The sequence below is a fragment of the Streptomyces sp. NPDC020996 genome, assembly GCF_040641355.1.
In the GTDB taxonomy this organism is placed as follows: Bacteria; Actinomycetota; Actinomycetes; order Streptomycetales; family Streptomycetaceae; genus Streptomyces.
Genome location: NZ_JBFADM010000003.1, coordinates 217,846 through 232,710 on the forward strand (window position 1 = coordinate 217,846; position 14,865 = coordinate 232,710).

Sequence of the window (14,865 nt, forward strand, 5' to 3'; positions counted from 1 at the left end):
ATGGCCGAGCACCGGCAGTCCAGGAAGCGCAGGTACCTCACGTGGGCGGTGGCCGGCGCGGCTGTCGTCGCGGGGGCCGGGATCGCGGCGCAGACCTCGATGGCGGCCACCACCTGGCCCGCCCAGACGACCTACACCGGCCGCGCCTTCGACACCTGCGCCGCGCCCTCGCTGAGCGCGATGAAGGCATGGCACACCGGCTTCTACGGCGCCGCCGCCGTCTACATCGGCGGGAAGAACCGGGGCTGCAGCCAGCCCAACCTCACCGCGTCCTGGGTGAAGTCGGTCAACTCCGTCGGCTGGAAACTGATCCCCATCTACGTCGGCGCCCAGCCGCCCTGCCAGAGCGGCTCCAACCCGGAGAAGCTCACCGCCTCCACCGCCGCCTCACTCGGCGCGACGGACGCGGCCGACGCGGTGGCCAAGGCGTCGGCGCTCGGCATGAAGGCCGGCAGCCCGATCTACCTCGACATGGAGCCGTACGACGTGACGAACACGTCGTGCAACGACGCGGTGCTGACCTACGTGCGCTCCTTCGACAAGACGCTGCGGACCAAGACGTACCGCGCCGGTTTCTACGGCTTCACCAGCTCCAGCGCCAAGGCCATCGCCACGGCGAAGGACAAGACGGACCTGCCGGGCAACCTCTGGTACGCGCTGTGGGACAAGCAGAACACCACCACAGCCGACTGGCCGTGGGGGTCCACTCAGTACACCGGCCACAGCCGCGGTCACCAGTACATGGTGAACAGCAAGGAGACGCGGGGCGGGTACACGATCACCGTCGACCGCGACGCCTGGGACGCGCCCGTCGCCATCGTCGGCTGAGCCGCCCGCGCCGCCCCGCCCCGCCTGCACCGCCCGCCCCGCGGGCGGCGGGACCGCGGCGGTGCCCGAAGTCCTGGTGAATCGTTGGTCGAATGGGTTGGCCACAGCCGACCCACTGCCTACCATCGATCATCGCAAGACTTTGTGCACCGTCGCACAATCTCCTCGGGAGGCTTCCTTGCACCGCCGCCGTCGCACCGCGCTCCTCCTCTCCGCCGCGATCGTCGCCGCGGCCCCCGTCCTGACCGCCTGCGGAAGCGACGCGCATCCGGGCGCGGCGGCCGTGGTCGGCGGCCAGCGGATCACCGTCTCCCAGTTGCAGAGCCGCGTGAACGAGGTACGCGCCGCGCAGCGCGCGGCGGTGCGCAGCGACGCGCAGTACCAGCAGGTCCTCGCGCAGACCGGCAGCCTCACCCGCGACACCCTGCACGGCATGGTCCTCGACCGGGTGCTGCACCGCGCCGCCGAGGACGCGGGCGTGACCGTGACCCGCAAGGAGATCCAGCAGATGCGCACCGGCCTGGAGCAGCAGGTCGGCGGGGAGAAGGCGCTGCAGACGGCCTGGCTGCAGCAGTACGGCGTCGCCCCCGAGCGCCTCGACGACAACCTCCGCCTGCAACTGGAGGCCCAGAAGCTCGCCCGGTCGCTCGGCACGAACACCGGCCAGCCCGCGTTCTGGAAGGCCCTCTCGCAGGCGTCGAAGGAACTCCACGTCGACCTCAACCCGCGCTACGGCAGCTGGGACGTGCAGAAGAGCAGCCGCGTCGACGCCAAGACGCCGTGGCTGCGCGAGGTCACCTCCTCGAAGGCGTGACGGCGACGCAGGACGGCCGCCCGCCCTGTGGATAACTCCGGGGGGTGTCGGTGGCGTGGGTTACGTTCGGAGGGTGAACGCAACCAGCTCCGACGCCACGCCCACGCCCGGCCGCATCGTCCTGCTCACCACCAGCCACCGCGTCGCACCCGGCCTGCTGTCCTGGCCCGCCTGGCAGGCCCTGCACGCCGCCGACCGGGTGCTGTGCGCGGACGGCGCGCACCCGCAGCTTCCGTACCTGCGGGAGGCCGGGATACGGGTGGACGAGGCGTCCCCGACCGCCGAGGAACTGGTCGGCGCCTGCGCGGGCGGGCGGACGGTCGTCGTGGTGGCCACCGGCGAGGGCGAACCCGCCCTGACCGACGGCCTCGCGCGCCTCGCCGGCTCCGGGCGCGTCGCCATGCCCGAGCTGGAGCTGCTGCCCGCCTCCTACGACCTGCCGGGCGCCCGCCTGCTCGACCTGGTCCAGGTCATGGACCGCATCCGCGCCGAGTGCCCGTGGTCGTCCCGGCAGACGCACAAGGGCCTGGCGAAGTACGGCATCGAGGAGGCGTACGAACTCGTCGAGGCGATCGAGGACGGCGACCGGGACGAACTCCGTGAGGAACTGGGCGACGTGCTCCTCCAGGTCGTCTTCCACGCCCGCATAGCGGAGGAGGACCCGGACGCCCCCTTCTCGATCGACGACGTGGCCGCCGGGATCGTCACCAAGCTCATCCACCGCCACCCCCATGTCTTCGGGGACGAGACGGCCACGACCCCGGAGGAGGTCAAGGAGCACTGGCTGCGCACCAAGGCGGTCGAGAAGCGGCGCACCTCCCTGACCGACGGCGTCCCCCTCGGCCAGCCGGGCCTCGCCCTCGCGTCGAAACTGGCCTCCCGGGTGCGCACGGCGGGACTGCCGGTGCCGCCACCGGCCGGCGAGGGCATCGGCTACGACCTCCTCGCGATGGCGGTGCGCGCGGAGGCGGAAGGCGTCGACCCCGAGGCGGCCCTCCGAGCGGCGGCCCGCGCCTACCGGGACGCGATCCGCGAGGCAGAGGGCACGCCGACGGAAGGCTGACGCCACCGGGGCGGGACTGCCCACCCGGGGCGGGACTGCCCACCGGGGCGGGACTGCGGAGGGCCGGCATCCGTCGGCTCTTCGGCTCCTCGGTCCGGCATCCGTCGGCTCTTCGGCTCTTCGGTCCGGCATTCGTCGGCTCTTCGGCTCCTCGGTCCGGCATCCGTCGGCTCCTAGGCTTCTCGGTCCGGCATTCGTCGGCTCCTAGGCTCCTCGGCTCGGCATCCGTCGGCTCCTCGGCGCGGCGGCCTCGTCGCTCGGGTGCGGTGCGACACGTGCACGCGGGCGCGAAGGTGGTCACGTCGTCCGGGCCCGGCCCGGGACGCGCACCGGCCGCGCCCAGGGCTCGGGCGCCCATTGGCCGTGCCCGGTGCCCGGTGCTCGGGCGCTCGGGTACGCGTCGGTCGCGCCGGGCGGCGCAGTTGCGGTCGCAGTCGTGGTCGCGATCGCGAGGCGTGCGTGGGTGCGCCGCCCGGCGGTCGTCCGCGGCCGCGGGCCCCGCGCCTGCCGGGACGCGATCCGGGAGGCCCTACCGGCGCGCTCCTGGAAGTGGGCGCGCTGTCCGGGCCCGGCCCGGGGCGCGCGCCGGTCGCGCCGGTCGCGCCGGGGGCTCGGGTGCGGTCGTCGCCGCCGTCGCCGTCGCCGTCGCCGTCGCCGTCGCCGTCGCCGTCGTCGTCGTGGGCGGGGCGTGCGCGGTGCGCCGCCCGGTGGACGTCCGTGGCTGCGGGGCCCGCGCCACCAGGGCGCGATCCGCGAGGCCGGGGGCACGGAGCCGGAAGGCCGACGGATACCGTCGAGGAGTGACCGACCAGCCCACCGCCGACTCCGCCGCCCCCGAACTCTTCAGCTGGGAGTTCGCCACCGACCCCTACCCGGCCTACGCCTGGCTGCGCGAGCACGCGCCCGTGCGCCGCACGCGGCTGCCCAGCGGGGTGGAGGCATGGCTGGTCACCCGGTACGAGGACGCCTGGCGGGCCCTCGCCGACCAGCGGCTGAGCAAGAACCCGGCGCATCACGACGAGCCCGCGCACGCCCGGGGCAAGACCGGCATCCCCGGGGAGCGCAAGGCCGAGCTGATGACGCACCTGCTCAACATCGACCCGCCGGACCACACCCGGCTGCGCCGGCTGGTCAGCAAGGCCTTCACCCCGCGCCGCGTGGCCGAGTTCGCCCCCCGGGTGCAGGAGCTCACCGACACCCTCATCGGGCGGTTCGCCGGCCGCGGCCACGCCGACCTGATTCACGAGTTCGCCTTCCCGCTCCCCATCTACGCGATCTGCGACCTGCTCGGCGTCCCCCGCGAGGACCAGGACGACTTCCGGGACTGGGCGGGGATGATGATCCGTCATGGGGGAGGGCCGCGCGGCGGGGTCGCCCGGTCGGTGAAGAAGATGCGCGGCTACCTCGCCGACCTCATCCACCGCAAGCGGGCGGCGCTGCCCGCCGAACCCGCCCCCGGCGAGGACCTCATCTCCGCCCTGATCCGCGCCTCCGACCACGGCGAGCACCTGACGGAGAACGAGGCGGCCGCCATGGCCTTCATCCTGCTGTTCGCCGGTTTCGAGACGACCGTCAACCTCATCGGCAACGGGACCTACGCGCTGCTGACCCACCCCGCCCAGCGATCCCGTCTCCAGCGCTCCCTCGCCGCGGGCGAGCGCGGCCTGCTGGAGACCGGCGTCGAGGAACTCCTGCGCTACGACGGCCCGGTGGAGATCGCCACCTGGCGGTTCGCGACCCGGCCGCTGAGCATCGGCGGGCAGGACATCGCCGCCGGCGACCCCGTGCTGGTCGTCCTCGCCGCGGCGGACCGGGACCCGGAGCGGTTCGCCGAGCCGGACACCCTCGACCTCGCGCGCCGCGACAACCAGCACCTGGGGTACGGCCACGGCATCCACTACTGCCTCGGCGCCCCCCTCGCCCGCCTGGAGGGCCAGACCGCGCTCGGCACGCTGCTGACCCGGCTGCCGGACCTCCGACTCGCGGTGGAACCCGCCGAATTGAGGTGGCGCGGCGGCCTCATCATGCGCGGACTGCGCACCCTGCCGGTCGAGTTCACCCCTCCGGAACCAGTAGGCCGGAGTCCCAGAACGTGACACGCACTCAACTTCGTGATCTTCATGTGATCTGTGCGGCATTAACTTGTGACAAGTGATCGTCTGCCTATACCTTCACCCATCAACGCGGCTGCTTCGAAAACCGATTGCCGCGTGGGTCACCGCTGTCTCGCGAAAGGTCTCCGCATGCTCTCCGGGAACGGTCGTCACCGTCGCCCCCGCCAGGCTCCGGCTCTCCTCGTCGCGGCCGGAGTGACCGGCTCCGCCATCGCCATCCCGCTCCTGGGCGCCTCCGCCGCGAGCGCCGCCGACGGTTCGACGTGGGACAAGGTGGCGGAATGCGAGACCGGCGGCTCGTGGAGCGAGAACAGCGGTGACGGCTTCTACGGCGGCCTGCGGCTGTCCCAGGAGGACTGGGAGAAGTACGGCGGCCTCGACTACGCGCCGAGCGCCGACCTGGCCAGCCGCAACCAGCAGATAGCCGTCGCCGAGAAGATACTCGCGGACCAGGGCGCCGGCGCCTTCCACACCTGTGGACTGACCGCCGGGCTCGACAAGGACAAGGGCGCGGCCGACATCGACACCGGGATCGCTGACGACTCGTCCGACTCCACCGGCGTCACCGACTCCACCGGCCTGTCCAACGGCTCGTCCGGCGCGTCGGGTGACGCGTCCGGCGACACGTCCGGCACGGCCTCGCCCTCGGACGCCCCGTCCCACGCCTCCGCGTCCCCCGGGGCGTCGAAGGGTTCCTCCAGCACTACGGACAAGCCCGCCAAGTCCGACAAGTCGGCTTCGCCGTCCGCCTCCCCGTCCGTGTCGCGGACGTCCGACGGCTCACCCGACGAAACGGCCGAAAGTGACGACACGGACAACTCGGAGCAGATGGTGGGCTCCTGGAGCCTCGTCGACACCGGCTCGCTTGACGTCGGTAGCGGCGTCGGCGGCGACACCGGCACCGGCCGCCACCGCGGCGGCAGCGCCGACGAGGCGGCGAACGGCCGCTCCATGGAAGCGTCCTCGGGCCGCCACGCCGCGCGCACGGACGCCGACGACGGCGACGCCTACACGGTCCACGCCGGCGACACCCTCGCCTCCGTCGCGGACACCCTCGACGTCGAGGGCGGGTGGCGCGAGCTCTACGCCCTGAACAAGAAGGCGATCGGCGCCGACCCGAGTCACATCGTCCCCGGTCAGACCCTGCGAGTAGGGGCGGAAACGGGCGAAAACTAGCGGGAGTTGACGTCCGCTTTCGCCGTGGAATGTCCGGTTTGGCGAAAGTGTGGGATGAGTCTCAGAGGCCCTGATCGTCTTTGAAATCCGGTGGATTCCGTGTCTACGGTCATGACCGCTCGCCAACGCGGGCCCCGGCTGCCGCAACGCCGAATCCTGCCAGCGGCCGTCCGGGAACAGTCGTCGCGTCAAGCGCCGTAGGCAGGAGCGGGGGACCCAAGGTAGGCGCCGGGCCCGGCCCTTGAGGGGCGGGAACGGCTAGGGGTGGAGTCGCGCACCGGGAGGTGGGCGGCCGGGCAACTCAACCGGCCCGAACCCGACAGCTCACCTCGCAGGCGTCGGTGAGGGGATCAACCATGCTGTTTTCCGGCAAGGGCAAGCACCGTCGTCCGACTGTTCTCCAGCGCTCCACCCGCGCCGTCGCCGTCGCCGGTGTCACCGGCGCCGCCGTCGCCGCCCCGCTGCTGGCGGCCGGCAACGCCTCCGCCGCCACCGCCTCCGAGTGGGACGCCGTCGCCCAGTGCGAGTCCGGCGGCAACTGGTCCATCAACACCGGCAACGGCTACTACGGCGGCCTGCAGTTCTCCGCCTCCACCTGGGCCGCGTACGGCGGCACGCAGTACGCCTCCACCGCCGACCAGGCCAGCAAGGCGCAGCAGATCGCCGTCGCCGAGAAGGTCCTCGCCGCTCAGGGCAAGGGCGCCTGGCCGGTCTGCGGCACGGGCCTGTCCGGCGCCTCCTACGACGGCGCCGCCGGGGCGCCGTCCTCGTCGTCCTCCTCGTCGTCCTCCCCGTCGTCGTCCTCCTCTTCGTCTTCCTCCTCGTCCTCCTCGCCGAGCGGCGGCACCGCCTCCCGCTACACCGAGCAGCAGAGCGCCTTCCGCTCCACCGAGCGCCCGGTCGTGAAGGCGCAGAAGACCGTCACCACCCCGACCGGCAAGAAGGTCAAGAAGGGCGACGGCGAGTACAAGGTCGTCAAGGGCGACACGCTCTCCTCGATCGCCGCGGAGCACGACGTCAAGGGCGGCTGGAAGAAGGTGTTCCGGCTGAACAAGGACATCGTCGAGGACGCCGACCTCATCTACCCGGGCCAGCAGCTGCACCTGAAGTGACAGCCGTCCGGTAGCCGGCGCGCAGGCCCCGCACAGCCCGCGTCCCCCACAGTGGACCGCCATGGGAGCCGCCCCCCGGCCCCCATGGGCTCCCCGCCCCGGTGCGTGTTCCCCCGTACGCACCGGGGCGGGGTTTTCTTTGCCCGCCGGTGCCCGGTGTGCACGCGTTGTTCACCTCGCTTTGTTCCGGGGGTGAACAATAGGTACCGTCTGACCTTGTCCACGGGACGGTCGGTCGGCTGCCGACGGCCCCGGGACGGTTAGGCTCTAGTCGCAAGGCTGCAAGACGGGCCGTCAGGCCCAGTGCCCCGCACTACCAGCGTCACATCCACGAAGGAGATGCTCGTGCCGTCCATCGACGTCGTCGTAGCCCGGGAAATCCTGGACTCCCGAGGCAATCCCACGGTCGAGGTCGAGGTCGGCCTCGACGACGGCAGCACGGGTCGTGCCGCCGTCCCCTCCGGCGCCTCCACCGGCGCCTTCGAGGCCATCGAGCTCCGTGACGGCGACCCGAACCGTTACCAGGGCAAGGGTGTCGAGAAGGCCGTCCTCGCCGTCATCGAGCAGATCGGCCCGGAGCTGGTCGGCTACGACGCCACCGAGCAGCGCCTGATCGACCAGGCGATGTTCGACCTGGACGCCACCGACAACAAGGGCTCGCTCGGCGCCAACGCCATCCTCGGCGTCTCGCTCGCCGTGGCCCACGCCGCCTCCGAGGCCAGCGACCTCCCCCTCTTCCGCTACCTGGGCGGCCCCAACGCGCACCTGCTGCCGGTGCCGATGATGAACATCCTGAACGGCGGCTCGCACGCCGACTCCAACGTGGACATCCAGGAGTTCATGATCGCCCCGATCGGCGCGGAGTCCTTCTCCGAGGCCCTGCGCTGGGGCACCGAGGTGTACCACACCCTGAAGAAGGTCCTGAAGTCCAAGGGTCTGGCCACCGGCCTGGGCGACGAGGGCGGCTTCGCCCCGAACCTCGGCTCCAACCGCGAGGCCCTCGACCTCATCCTGGAGGCGATCAAGGAGGCCGGTTACACCCCCGGCGAGCAGATCGCCCTCGCCCTCGACGTCGCCGCCTCCGAGTTCTACAAGGACGGCAAGTACCTCTTCGAGGGCAAGGAGCGCTCCGCCGCCGAGATGACGGAGTACTACGAGGAGCTCGTCGCGGCCTACCCGCTCGTCTCCATCGAGGACCCGCTGTTCGAGGACGACTGGGCCGGCTGGAAGGTCATCACCGACAAGCTCGGCGACAAGGTGCAGCTCGTCGGCGACGACCTGTTCGTCACCAACCCCGAGCGGCTGGCCCGCGGCATCGAGGAGGGCACCGCCAACGCCCTGCTGGTCAAGGTCAACCAGATCGGCTCGCTGACCGAGACCCTGGACGCCGTGGAGCTCGCCCAGCGCAACGGCTTCAAGTGCATGATGTCCCACCGCTCCGGCGAGACCGAGGACGTCACCATCGCCGACCTGGCCGTCGCCACCAACTGCGGCCAGATCAAGACCGGCGCCCCGGCCCGCTCCGAGCGCGTCGCCAAGTACAACCAGCTGCTGCGCATCGAGGAGATCCTCGACGACGCCGCGGTCTACGCCGGACGCAGCGCCTTCCCGCGCTTCAAGGGCACCCAGATCTCCAAGGGCTGACCCCGGCACGGCCGCTCACGAGCCGGTCGTACGTACGTCCCCGTACGCGGTCCCGTACCGTGTGCGGGGACGTACGCGCGTGTGAAGGGGAGGCGGGGACATGGCCGGCAGGGACCGCGGCGACCGGTTCTCCACCACGACCAGGATCAAGCTGCTCGGCGAGCAGACGGCGGCCCGGGTCTACCGCTCGCAGACCAGACGCCAGGCCCGCCGCTCCCGGCTGACCAGCCGGGCGGCGCTGCTCGCCCTCGTCGTGTGCACCCTGGTCGTCGCGCTCGCCTACCCGATAAGGCAGTACGTCTCCCAGCGCGCCGAGATCGCCGACCTGGAGCGGCAGAAGCAGCAGGCCCGGGAACGGGTCGGGCAACTGCGCGACCTCAAGGCACGCTGGCAGGACGACGCGTACGCCGAGCAGCAGATCCGGCAGCGGCTGCACTACGTGATGCCGGGCGAGACGGGCTACGTCGTGATCGACCCGGGCGCGGCCCGGCAGTCCCGCGCCGGCCGGACGGCGGCCGACCGCTCCTGGTACTCCAACGTCTGGTACGGCGTCGACAGGTCCGACGCCGCCGCCCAGTGACCCGACCGACACTCGAGAGAGACTTTCGCACAGGCATGGAAACGCCCCCGCCGACCACCCCGCGCACCGAGCCCACCGACGCGGACGTCGAGGCCTTCAAGCAGCAGCTCGGGCGGCCGCCGCGCGGACTGCGCGCGATCGCGCACCGGTGCCCGTGCGGGCAGCCGGACGTCGTGGAGACCGCGCCGCGGCTGCCCGACGGCACCCCCTTCCCGACGCTCTACTACCTGACGTGCCCCAAGGCCAACTCCGCCATCGGCACGCTGGAGGCCGAGGGCGTGATGAAGGAGATGACCGAGCGGCTGCGCACCGACCCGGAGCTGGCCGCCGCCTACCGCGCCGCGCACGAGGACTACATCCGGCGCCGCGACGAGATCGAGGAGCTGACCGGCTTCCCGAGCGCGGGCGGCATGCCGGACCGGGTGAAGTGCCTGCACGTCCTGGTCGCCCACTCGCTGGCCGCCGGTCCCGGGGTCAACCCGCTCGGCGACGAGGCCCTCGCGATGCTGCCGGAGTGGTGGCGCAAGGGAGCGTGCGTGACGGCCGCCGAGGGGGAGCAGCGATGACCCGCGTCGCCGCCGTCGACTGCGGTACGAACTCCATCCGCCTCCTGGTCGCCGACGCCGACCCGGCGACCGGCGAACTGGTCGAGCTGGACCGGCGCATGACGATCGTGCGGCTCGGGCAGGGCGTCGACCGCACCGGCCGGCTCGCCCCCGAGGCGCTGGAGCGGACCTTCGCCGCCTGCCGCGAGTACGCGGAGATCGTCAAGGAGCACGGCGCCGAGCGCCTGCGCTTCGTGGCCACCTCCGCCTCCCGGGACGCCGAGAACCGGGACGAGTTCGTGCGCGGGGTGCTGGACATCCTGGGCGTGGAGCCGGAGGTCATCACCGGGGACCAGGAGGCGGAGTTCTCCTTCACCGGGGCGACCAGGGAGCTGGCCGGCAGCGACCGCCTGGACAGGCCGTACCTGGTCGTGGACATCGGCGGCGGCTCGACCGAGTTCGTGGTCGGCGACGACCACGTGCGGGCGGCCCGGTCGGTCGACGTGGGCTGCGTGCGGATGACCGAGCGGCACCTGGTGCGCGACGGGGCCGTGACCGACCCGCCCTCCGCGGCGCAGATCGCGGCGATGCGGGCCGACATCGAGCGGGCCCTGGACCTCGCCGAGCAGACGGTGCCGCTGCGCGAGGCGCGCACCCTGGTCGGACTCGCCGGTTCGGTGACCACCGTGTCGGCGATCGCGCAGGACCTGCCCGAGTACGACTCCGCGCGCATCCACCACTCCCGGGTCTCCCGCGACCGGGTCCGCGAGATCACCGACCGGCTGCTGCGCTCCACCCACGCGGAACGTGCGGCCATTCCCTCCCTGCACCCCGGGCGCGTGGACGTCATCGCCGCGGGCGCCCTCGTACTGCTGTCGATCATGGAGCGGATCGGGGCTGAGGAGGTCGTCGTGAGCGAGCACGACATCCTCGACGGCATCGGATGGTCTCTGGCCTGACCGCTACAGGTTGCGGTGCACGTCCCGCCGGTCGCCCACCTTGACGACGAGGATGACGAGTTCACCATCGTTGATCTGGTAGGCGACCCGGTAGCTTCCGACCCGGAGCCGGTAGAGCCCGGACGGGCCGGTGAGCTTCTTGACGTCGGCGTCCTCGCGGTACGGGTCGTCACCGAGTGCGGTCAGCGCGGTCAGGATGCGCATGGCGTCGGGCCGGGTGATGGCCCGGAGCTGCCGCTGTGCCGCCGCGGTGAACCGGAAGGCGTACTTCACGCCGCATCGCCGTCCCGCTCGGTGAACAGGTCTGCCAGCAGTTCCGCCATCGTCACGGTCGAACCGCCCTCGGCCAGGACCGCTTCGGCTTCGCGCGCCAGCATGACGTCCGCCGCTTCCTCAAGCGCTTCGAAGTCCGCGATCGGGACCACGGCCGCCACCGGAGCGCCGTTGCGCGTGATGACGGTCGGAACGCCTTCCTCGGCCCGGTTGATGTGATCGGCGAGGTGCGCGCGGGCTTCCCGTACGGTCACGGTGTTCTCAGTCATGAGATCAGTGTACGCGTGAGCGTGTACACGTGGCGCCGGCTCGGGGTTCGCGTTCGGGAGTGATCCTCGACGGCGTCGCTTGGTCGGCCGCCCAGGGGTGCCCGGCCGGTGTTCCGGGTCTCTTTCCTACTGATCAGTAGCTCTCGGCTGAGCAGGTCGGATAGCGTATGAGCGGGTCTCGGAGGGTCCTGACGGGCCTCTCGGAGACGGGTCGCCGGGAAAGTTCGTGAAGTTCTTCACAAGGAATTCGGCTCCGCCGGTGCGGGAAAAGGCCCTCGGGGGCCCTCCAGAGGGGTCGAAAGGCCCTTGAACATGTTCAGAAGGGTGGTGTAAAGGGGTGGTGAGCGCCGGATCCGCGAGGGTTTTCCGGGGGTCTCACGGAGCCCCTTCCGGGCCGGAGAGGCAGCTCACGCGGCATTGACAACGGTCCGGCCGGCGTGAGGGTTCCCCCGCTCGGCGATGGCCTGCGCCAAGTGGGCGGGGGAGGATAACACAGCCCCTGCAGAAGCTTGTGAAGGGGCGCACGAGCCACCCCCCTGGGGCGGGTGGATACTCGATGCCATGAGCACCACGGAGCGTCCCAGGATCCTCGTAGTAGGCGGTGGGTACGTAGGCCTGTACGCAGCTCGGCGCATCCTGAAGAAGATGCGCTACGGCGAGGCGACCGTCACGGTCGTCGACCCCCGGTCGTACATGACCTACCAGCCCTTCCTCCCCGAAACCGCCGCCGGCAACATCTCCCCGCGCCACGTCGTCGTCCCGCTGCGGCGCGTGCTGCCGAAGGCGGAGGTCCTCACCGGCCGGGTCACCACCATCGACCAGGACCGCAAGGTCGCCACGATCTCCCCGCTGGTCGGCGAGTCGTACGAGCTGCCCTTCGACTACCTGGTGATCGCCCTCGGCGCGGTCTCCCGCACCTTCCCGATCCCCGGCCTCGCCGAGCAGGGCATCGGCATGAAGGGCATCGAGGAGGCCATCGGCCTGCGCAACCACGTCCTGGAGCAGCTGGACAAGGCCGACTCCACCACCGACGAGGAGATCCGCCGCAAGGCGCTCACCTTCGTCTTCATCGGCGGCGGCTTCGCCGGCGCGGAGACCATCGGTGAGGTGGAGGACCTGGCCCGCGACGCGGCCAAGTACTACAAGAACGTCTCCCGCGAGGACATGCGGTTCATCCTCGTCGACGCCGCCGACAAGATCCTTCCCGAGGTCGGCCCGAAGCTCGGCCAGTACGGCAAGGAGCACCTGGAGAGCCGGGGCGTGGAGATCTACCTCTCCACCTCCATGGACTCCTGCGTCGACGGCCACGTGGTGCTGAAGAACGGCCTCGAGGTCGACTCCGACACGATCGTGTGGACGGCGGGCGTCAAGCCCAACCCGGCGCTGTCCCGCTTCGGTCTGCCGCTCGGCCCCCGCGGCCACGTCGACTGCGAGCCCACGCTCCAGGTCAAGGGCACCGACTACATCTGGGCCGCCGGCGACAACGCCCAGGTGCCCGACCTCGCCGGCCGCAAGGCGGGCAACGAGAACGCCTGGTGCCCGCCGAACGCCCAGCACGCCCTGCGCCAGGCCCGTGCCCTCGGCGACAACGTGATCTCCGGCATGCGGGGCTTCCCGCAGAAGGAGTACAGCCACGCCAACAAGGGCGCGGTGGCCGGTCTCGGCCTCCACAAGGGCGTCGCCATGATCGTCATGGGCAAGATGAAGATCAAGCTCAAGGGACGCCTCGCCTGGTACATGCACCGCGGATACCACGGCCTGGCCATGCCGACCTGGAACCGCAAGATCCGCGTCTTCGCGGACTGGACGCTCGGCATGTTCCTCAAGCGCGAGGTCGTCGCCCTCGGCGCGCTGGAGTCCCCGCGCGAGGAGTTCTACGAGGCCGCCAAGCCGGCGCCGGTCGCCGCCGCGCCGAAGACGGAGAAGACCGGGGAGAAGGCCAAGGCCTCCTGACCCTCGCCCGGCCGTTCTGACGCCGGAGGACCTCCCGCCATCCGTGGTGCGGGAGGTCCTCCGGCGTTTCCGCGCGCTTCCGCGACCGCCGCCCCCGCCCGGGACATCTGTCGGCCACCGGCGTCTTTTCCCAGCCGTAACGCCAACGGGGGAGTGCGCGGCCGCGCCGCCGGTGTTTACGTGGTGCTGGACATTCCGGGATCGCCCGTCACGGAGGTATGTGCCATGGCCGACGCCGCGCCGCGGTTGAGGAACTTCGTCGAACAGCTGTTGGGAGTGCCGTTCCCGCTGCGTATCCGCGCCTGGGACGGTTCACAGGCGGGGCCGCCGCAGGCGCCCGCCCTGATCGTGCGCAACCGCCGGGCCGTGCGCCGCCTGCTGTGGAAGCCGGGCGAGCTGGGTCTCGCCCGCGCCTGGGTCGCCGGCGACCTGGACGTCGAGGGGGACCTGTACGTCGCGCTCGACGCCATCTCCGGACTGGTGTGGGACCGCGGGGAGGACGCCCGGGGCCTCGCCGAGACGCTGCGCGACCCCCAGGCGCGGGCCGCCGCCCGCGGACTCGTCCGGCTCGGCGGGCTCCCGCTGCCGCCCGCCCCGCCTCCGGAGGAGGTCCGCAGGCCGCGCCACCTGCACACCAGGCACAGCGACCGGCGCGCCGTCAGCCACCACTACGACGTCGGCAACGACTTCTACGAACTCGTCCTCGGCCCGTCCATGGTCTACTCGTGCGCCTACTGGGAGGACGGCGGCACCCTTGAGGACGCGCAGCGCGACAAGCTCGAACTGGTCTGCCGCAAACTGGCCCTGAGGCCCGGTCAGCGCCTCCTCGACGTCGGCTGCGGCTGGGGCTCCATGGCGCTGCACGCCGCCCGCGAGCACGGCGTGAGCGTCGTCGGCGTCACGCTCTCGCAGGAGCAGGCCGCCTACGCCCGCAAGCGCGTCGCCGACGCGGGGCTGACCGACCGGGTCGAGATCCGCGTCCAGGACTACCGCGACGTCGCCGACGGCCCCTACGACGCCATCTCCTCCATCGGCATGGCCGAACACGTCGGCGCCGAGCGGTACCTGGAGTACGCCGAGACGCTCCACCGCCTCCTCAAGCCCGGTGGACGGCTGCTCAACCACCAGATCGGCCGGCCCCCGCGGCGCGACGAATCGGGCTACGCCGTGGACGAGTTCATCGACGCCTACGTCTTCCCCGACGGCGAGCTCGCCCCCGTCGGCAGCACCGTCACGCAGCTCGAGCGGGCCGGGTTCGAGGTGCGGGACGTCGAGTCGCTCCGCGAGCACTACGCCCTCACCCTGCGCCGCTGGGTGGCCAACCTGGAGGCCGGCTGGGAGCGGGCGGCCGGCCTCGTCGGACCGGGGCGCGCCCGGGTCTGGCGGCTGTACATGGCCGCCTCCGCCGTCGCCTTCGAGCGCCACGGCATCGGCGTCAACCAGGTGCTGGCCGTGAAGACCCCCGACTCCGGCGCCTCCGGGATGCCGCTGCGCTCCCGCACCTGGAACTGAGCACGGCAGGAGGGGCCCCGCCT

At 71.8% G+C, this 14,865-nt stretch carries 14 protein-coding genes and 1 riboswitch; of the genes, 12 read left to right on the plus strand and 2 right to left on the minus strand.

The genetic code is table 11. From position 1 onward, the window contains the following. The 10 genes from AB0G63_RS03840 (at nt 1) to AB0G63_RS03885 (ending at nt 10,835) form a co-directional block, all read left to right on the plus strand. Complete coding sequence (locus tag AB0G63_RS03840) at nt 1-828, plus strand: glycoside hydrolase domain-containing protein (RefSeq protein WP_360743750.1); 828 nt, start codon at nt 1-3, stop codon at nt 826-828. Between the two features lie 178 nt (nt 829-1,006). Further along, nucleotides 1,007-1,642 (plus strand): SurA N-terminal domain-containing protein, encoded by a 636-nt coding sequence (locus tag AB0G63_RS03845; protein WP_360743753.1) that lies wholly within the window; start codon nt 1,007-1,009, stop codon nt 1,640-1,642. Nucleotides 1,643-1,715: 73 nt separating this feature from the next. After that, complete coding sequence (locus tag AB0G63_RS03850; protein ID WP_360743755.1) at nt 1,716-2,705, plus strand: nucleoside triphosphate pyrophosphohydrolase; 990 nt, start codon at nt 1,716-1,718, stop codon at nt 2,703-2,705. Between the two features lie 800 nt (nt 2,706-3,505). After that, a complete protein-coding gene (locus AB0G63_RS03855) occupies nt 3,506-4,801 on the plus strand; it encodes a cytochrome P450 (RefSeq protein WP_360743758.1) in 1,296 nt (431 codons plus the stop codon). Between the two features lie 147 nt (nt 4,802-4,948). Continuing rightward, the gene (locus AB0G63_RS03860; protein WP_360743761.1) at nt 4,949-5,995 is read left to right on the plus strand and encodes a transglycosylase family protein; all 1,047 of its coding nucleotides are present in this window, start codon (nt 4,949-4,951) and stop codon (nt 5,993-5,995) included. Nucleotides 5,996-6,178: 183 nt separating this feature from the next. Further along, nucleotides 6,179-6,348, plus strand: a riboswitch (cyclic di-AMP (ydaO/yuaA leader). Nucleotides 6,349-6,351: 3 nt separating this feature from the next. Beyond that, nucleotides 6,352-7,107, plus strand: a complete 756-nt coding sequence (locus AB0G63_RS03865) for a transglycosylase family protein (RefSeq protein WP_360743764.1) — start codon at nt 6,352-6,354, stop codon at nt 7,105-7,107. A 339-nt stretch (nt 7,108-7,446) separates the two neighbouring features. Continuing rightward, nucleotides 7,447-8,751: a phosphopyruvate hydratase gene (gene eno / locus AB0G63_RS03870; protein ID WP_360743767.1), complete on the plus strand. Its 1,305-nt coding sequence runs from the start codon at nt 7,447-7,449 to the stop codon at nt 8,749-8,751. A 100-nt stretch (nt 8,752-8,851) separates the two neighbouring features. After that, a complete protein-coding gene (locus tag AB0G63_RS03875; protein ID WP_360743770.1) occupies nt 8,852-9,331 on the plus strand; it encodes a septum formation initiator family protein in 480 nt (159 codons plus the stop codon). 35 nt (nt 9,332-9,366) lie between these two features. Beyond that, entirely contained in the window at nt 9,367-9,897 is a 531-nt protein-coding gene (locus tag AB0G63_RS03880; protein ID WP_360743773.1) for a DUF501 domain-containing protein, read from the plus strand. After that, a complete protein-coding gene (locus AB0G63_RS03885; protein WP_360743776.1) occupies nt 9,894-10,835 on the plus strand; it encodes a Ppx/GppA phosphatase family protein in 942 nt (313 codons plus the stop codon). Before AB0G63_RS03880 ends, AB0G63_RS03885 begins: the two co-directional genes overlap by 4 nt. A 3-nt stretch (nt 10,836-10,838) precedes the next feature. On the opposite strand, the gene AB0G63_RS03890 is transcribed toward AB0G63_RS03885, so the two are convergent. After that, nucleotides 10,839-11,108, minus strand: coding sequence for a type II toxin-antitoxin system RelE/ParE family toxin (locus AB0G63_RS03890; RefSeq protein WP_360743779.1), 270 nt, complete (start codon nt 11,106-11,108; stop codon nt 10,839-10,841). After that, on the minus strand, nt 11,105-11,377 hold the full coding sequence (locus AB0G63_RS03895) for a type II toxin-antitoxin system Phd/YefM family antitoxin (protein WP_360743782.1): 273 nt from the start codon (nt 11,375-11,377) through the stop codon (nt 11,105-11,107). The genes AB0G63_RS03890 and AB0G63_RS03895 overlap by 4 nt, the downstream gene beginning before the upstream one ends. A 561-nt stretch (nt 11,378-11,938) precedes the next feature. On the opposite strand from AB0G63_RS03895, the gene AB0G63_RS03900 reads away from it, so the two are divergent. Together AB0G63_RS03900 and AB0G63_RS03905 are read left to right on the plus strand one after the other, a co-directional pair. After that, a complete protein-coding gene (locus tag AB0G63_RS03900; RefSeq protein WP_360743785.1) occupies nt 11,939-13,330 on the plus strand; it encodes an NAD(P)/FAD-dependent oxidoreductase in 1,392 nt (463 codons plus the stop codon). Between the two features lie 225 nt (nt 13,331-13,555). Beyond that, a complete protein-coding gene (locus AB0G63_RS03905) occupies nt 13,556-14,842 on the plus strand; it encodes a cyclopropane-fatty-acyl-phospholipid synthase family protein (RefSeq protein WP_360743787.1) in 1,287 nt (428 codons plus the stop codon). Nucleotides 14,843-14,865 lie beyond the last annotated feature (23 nt).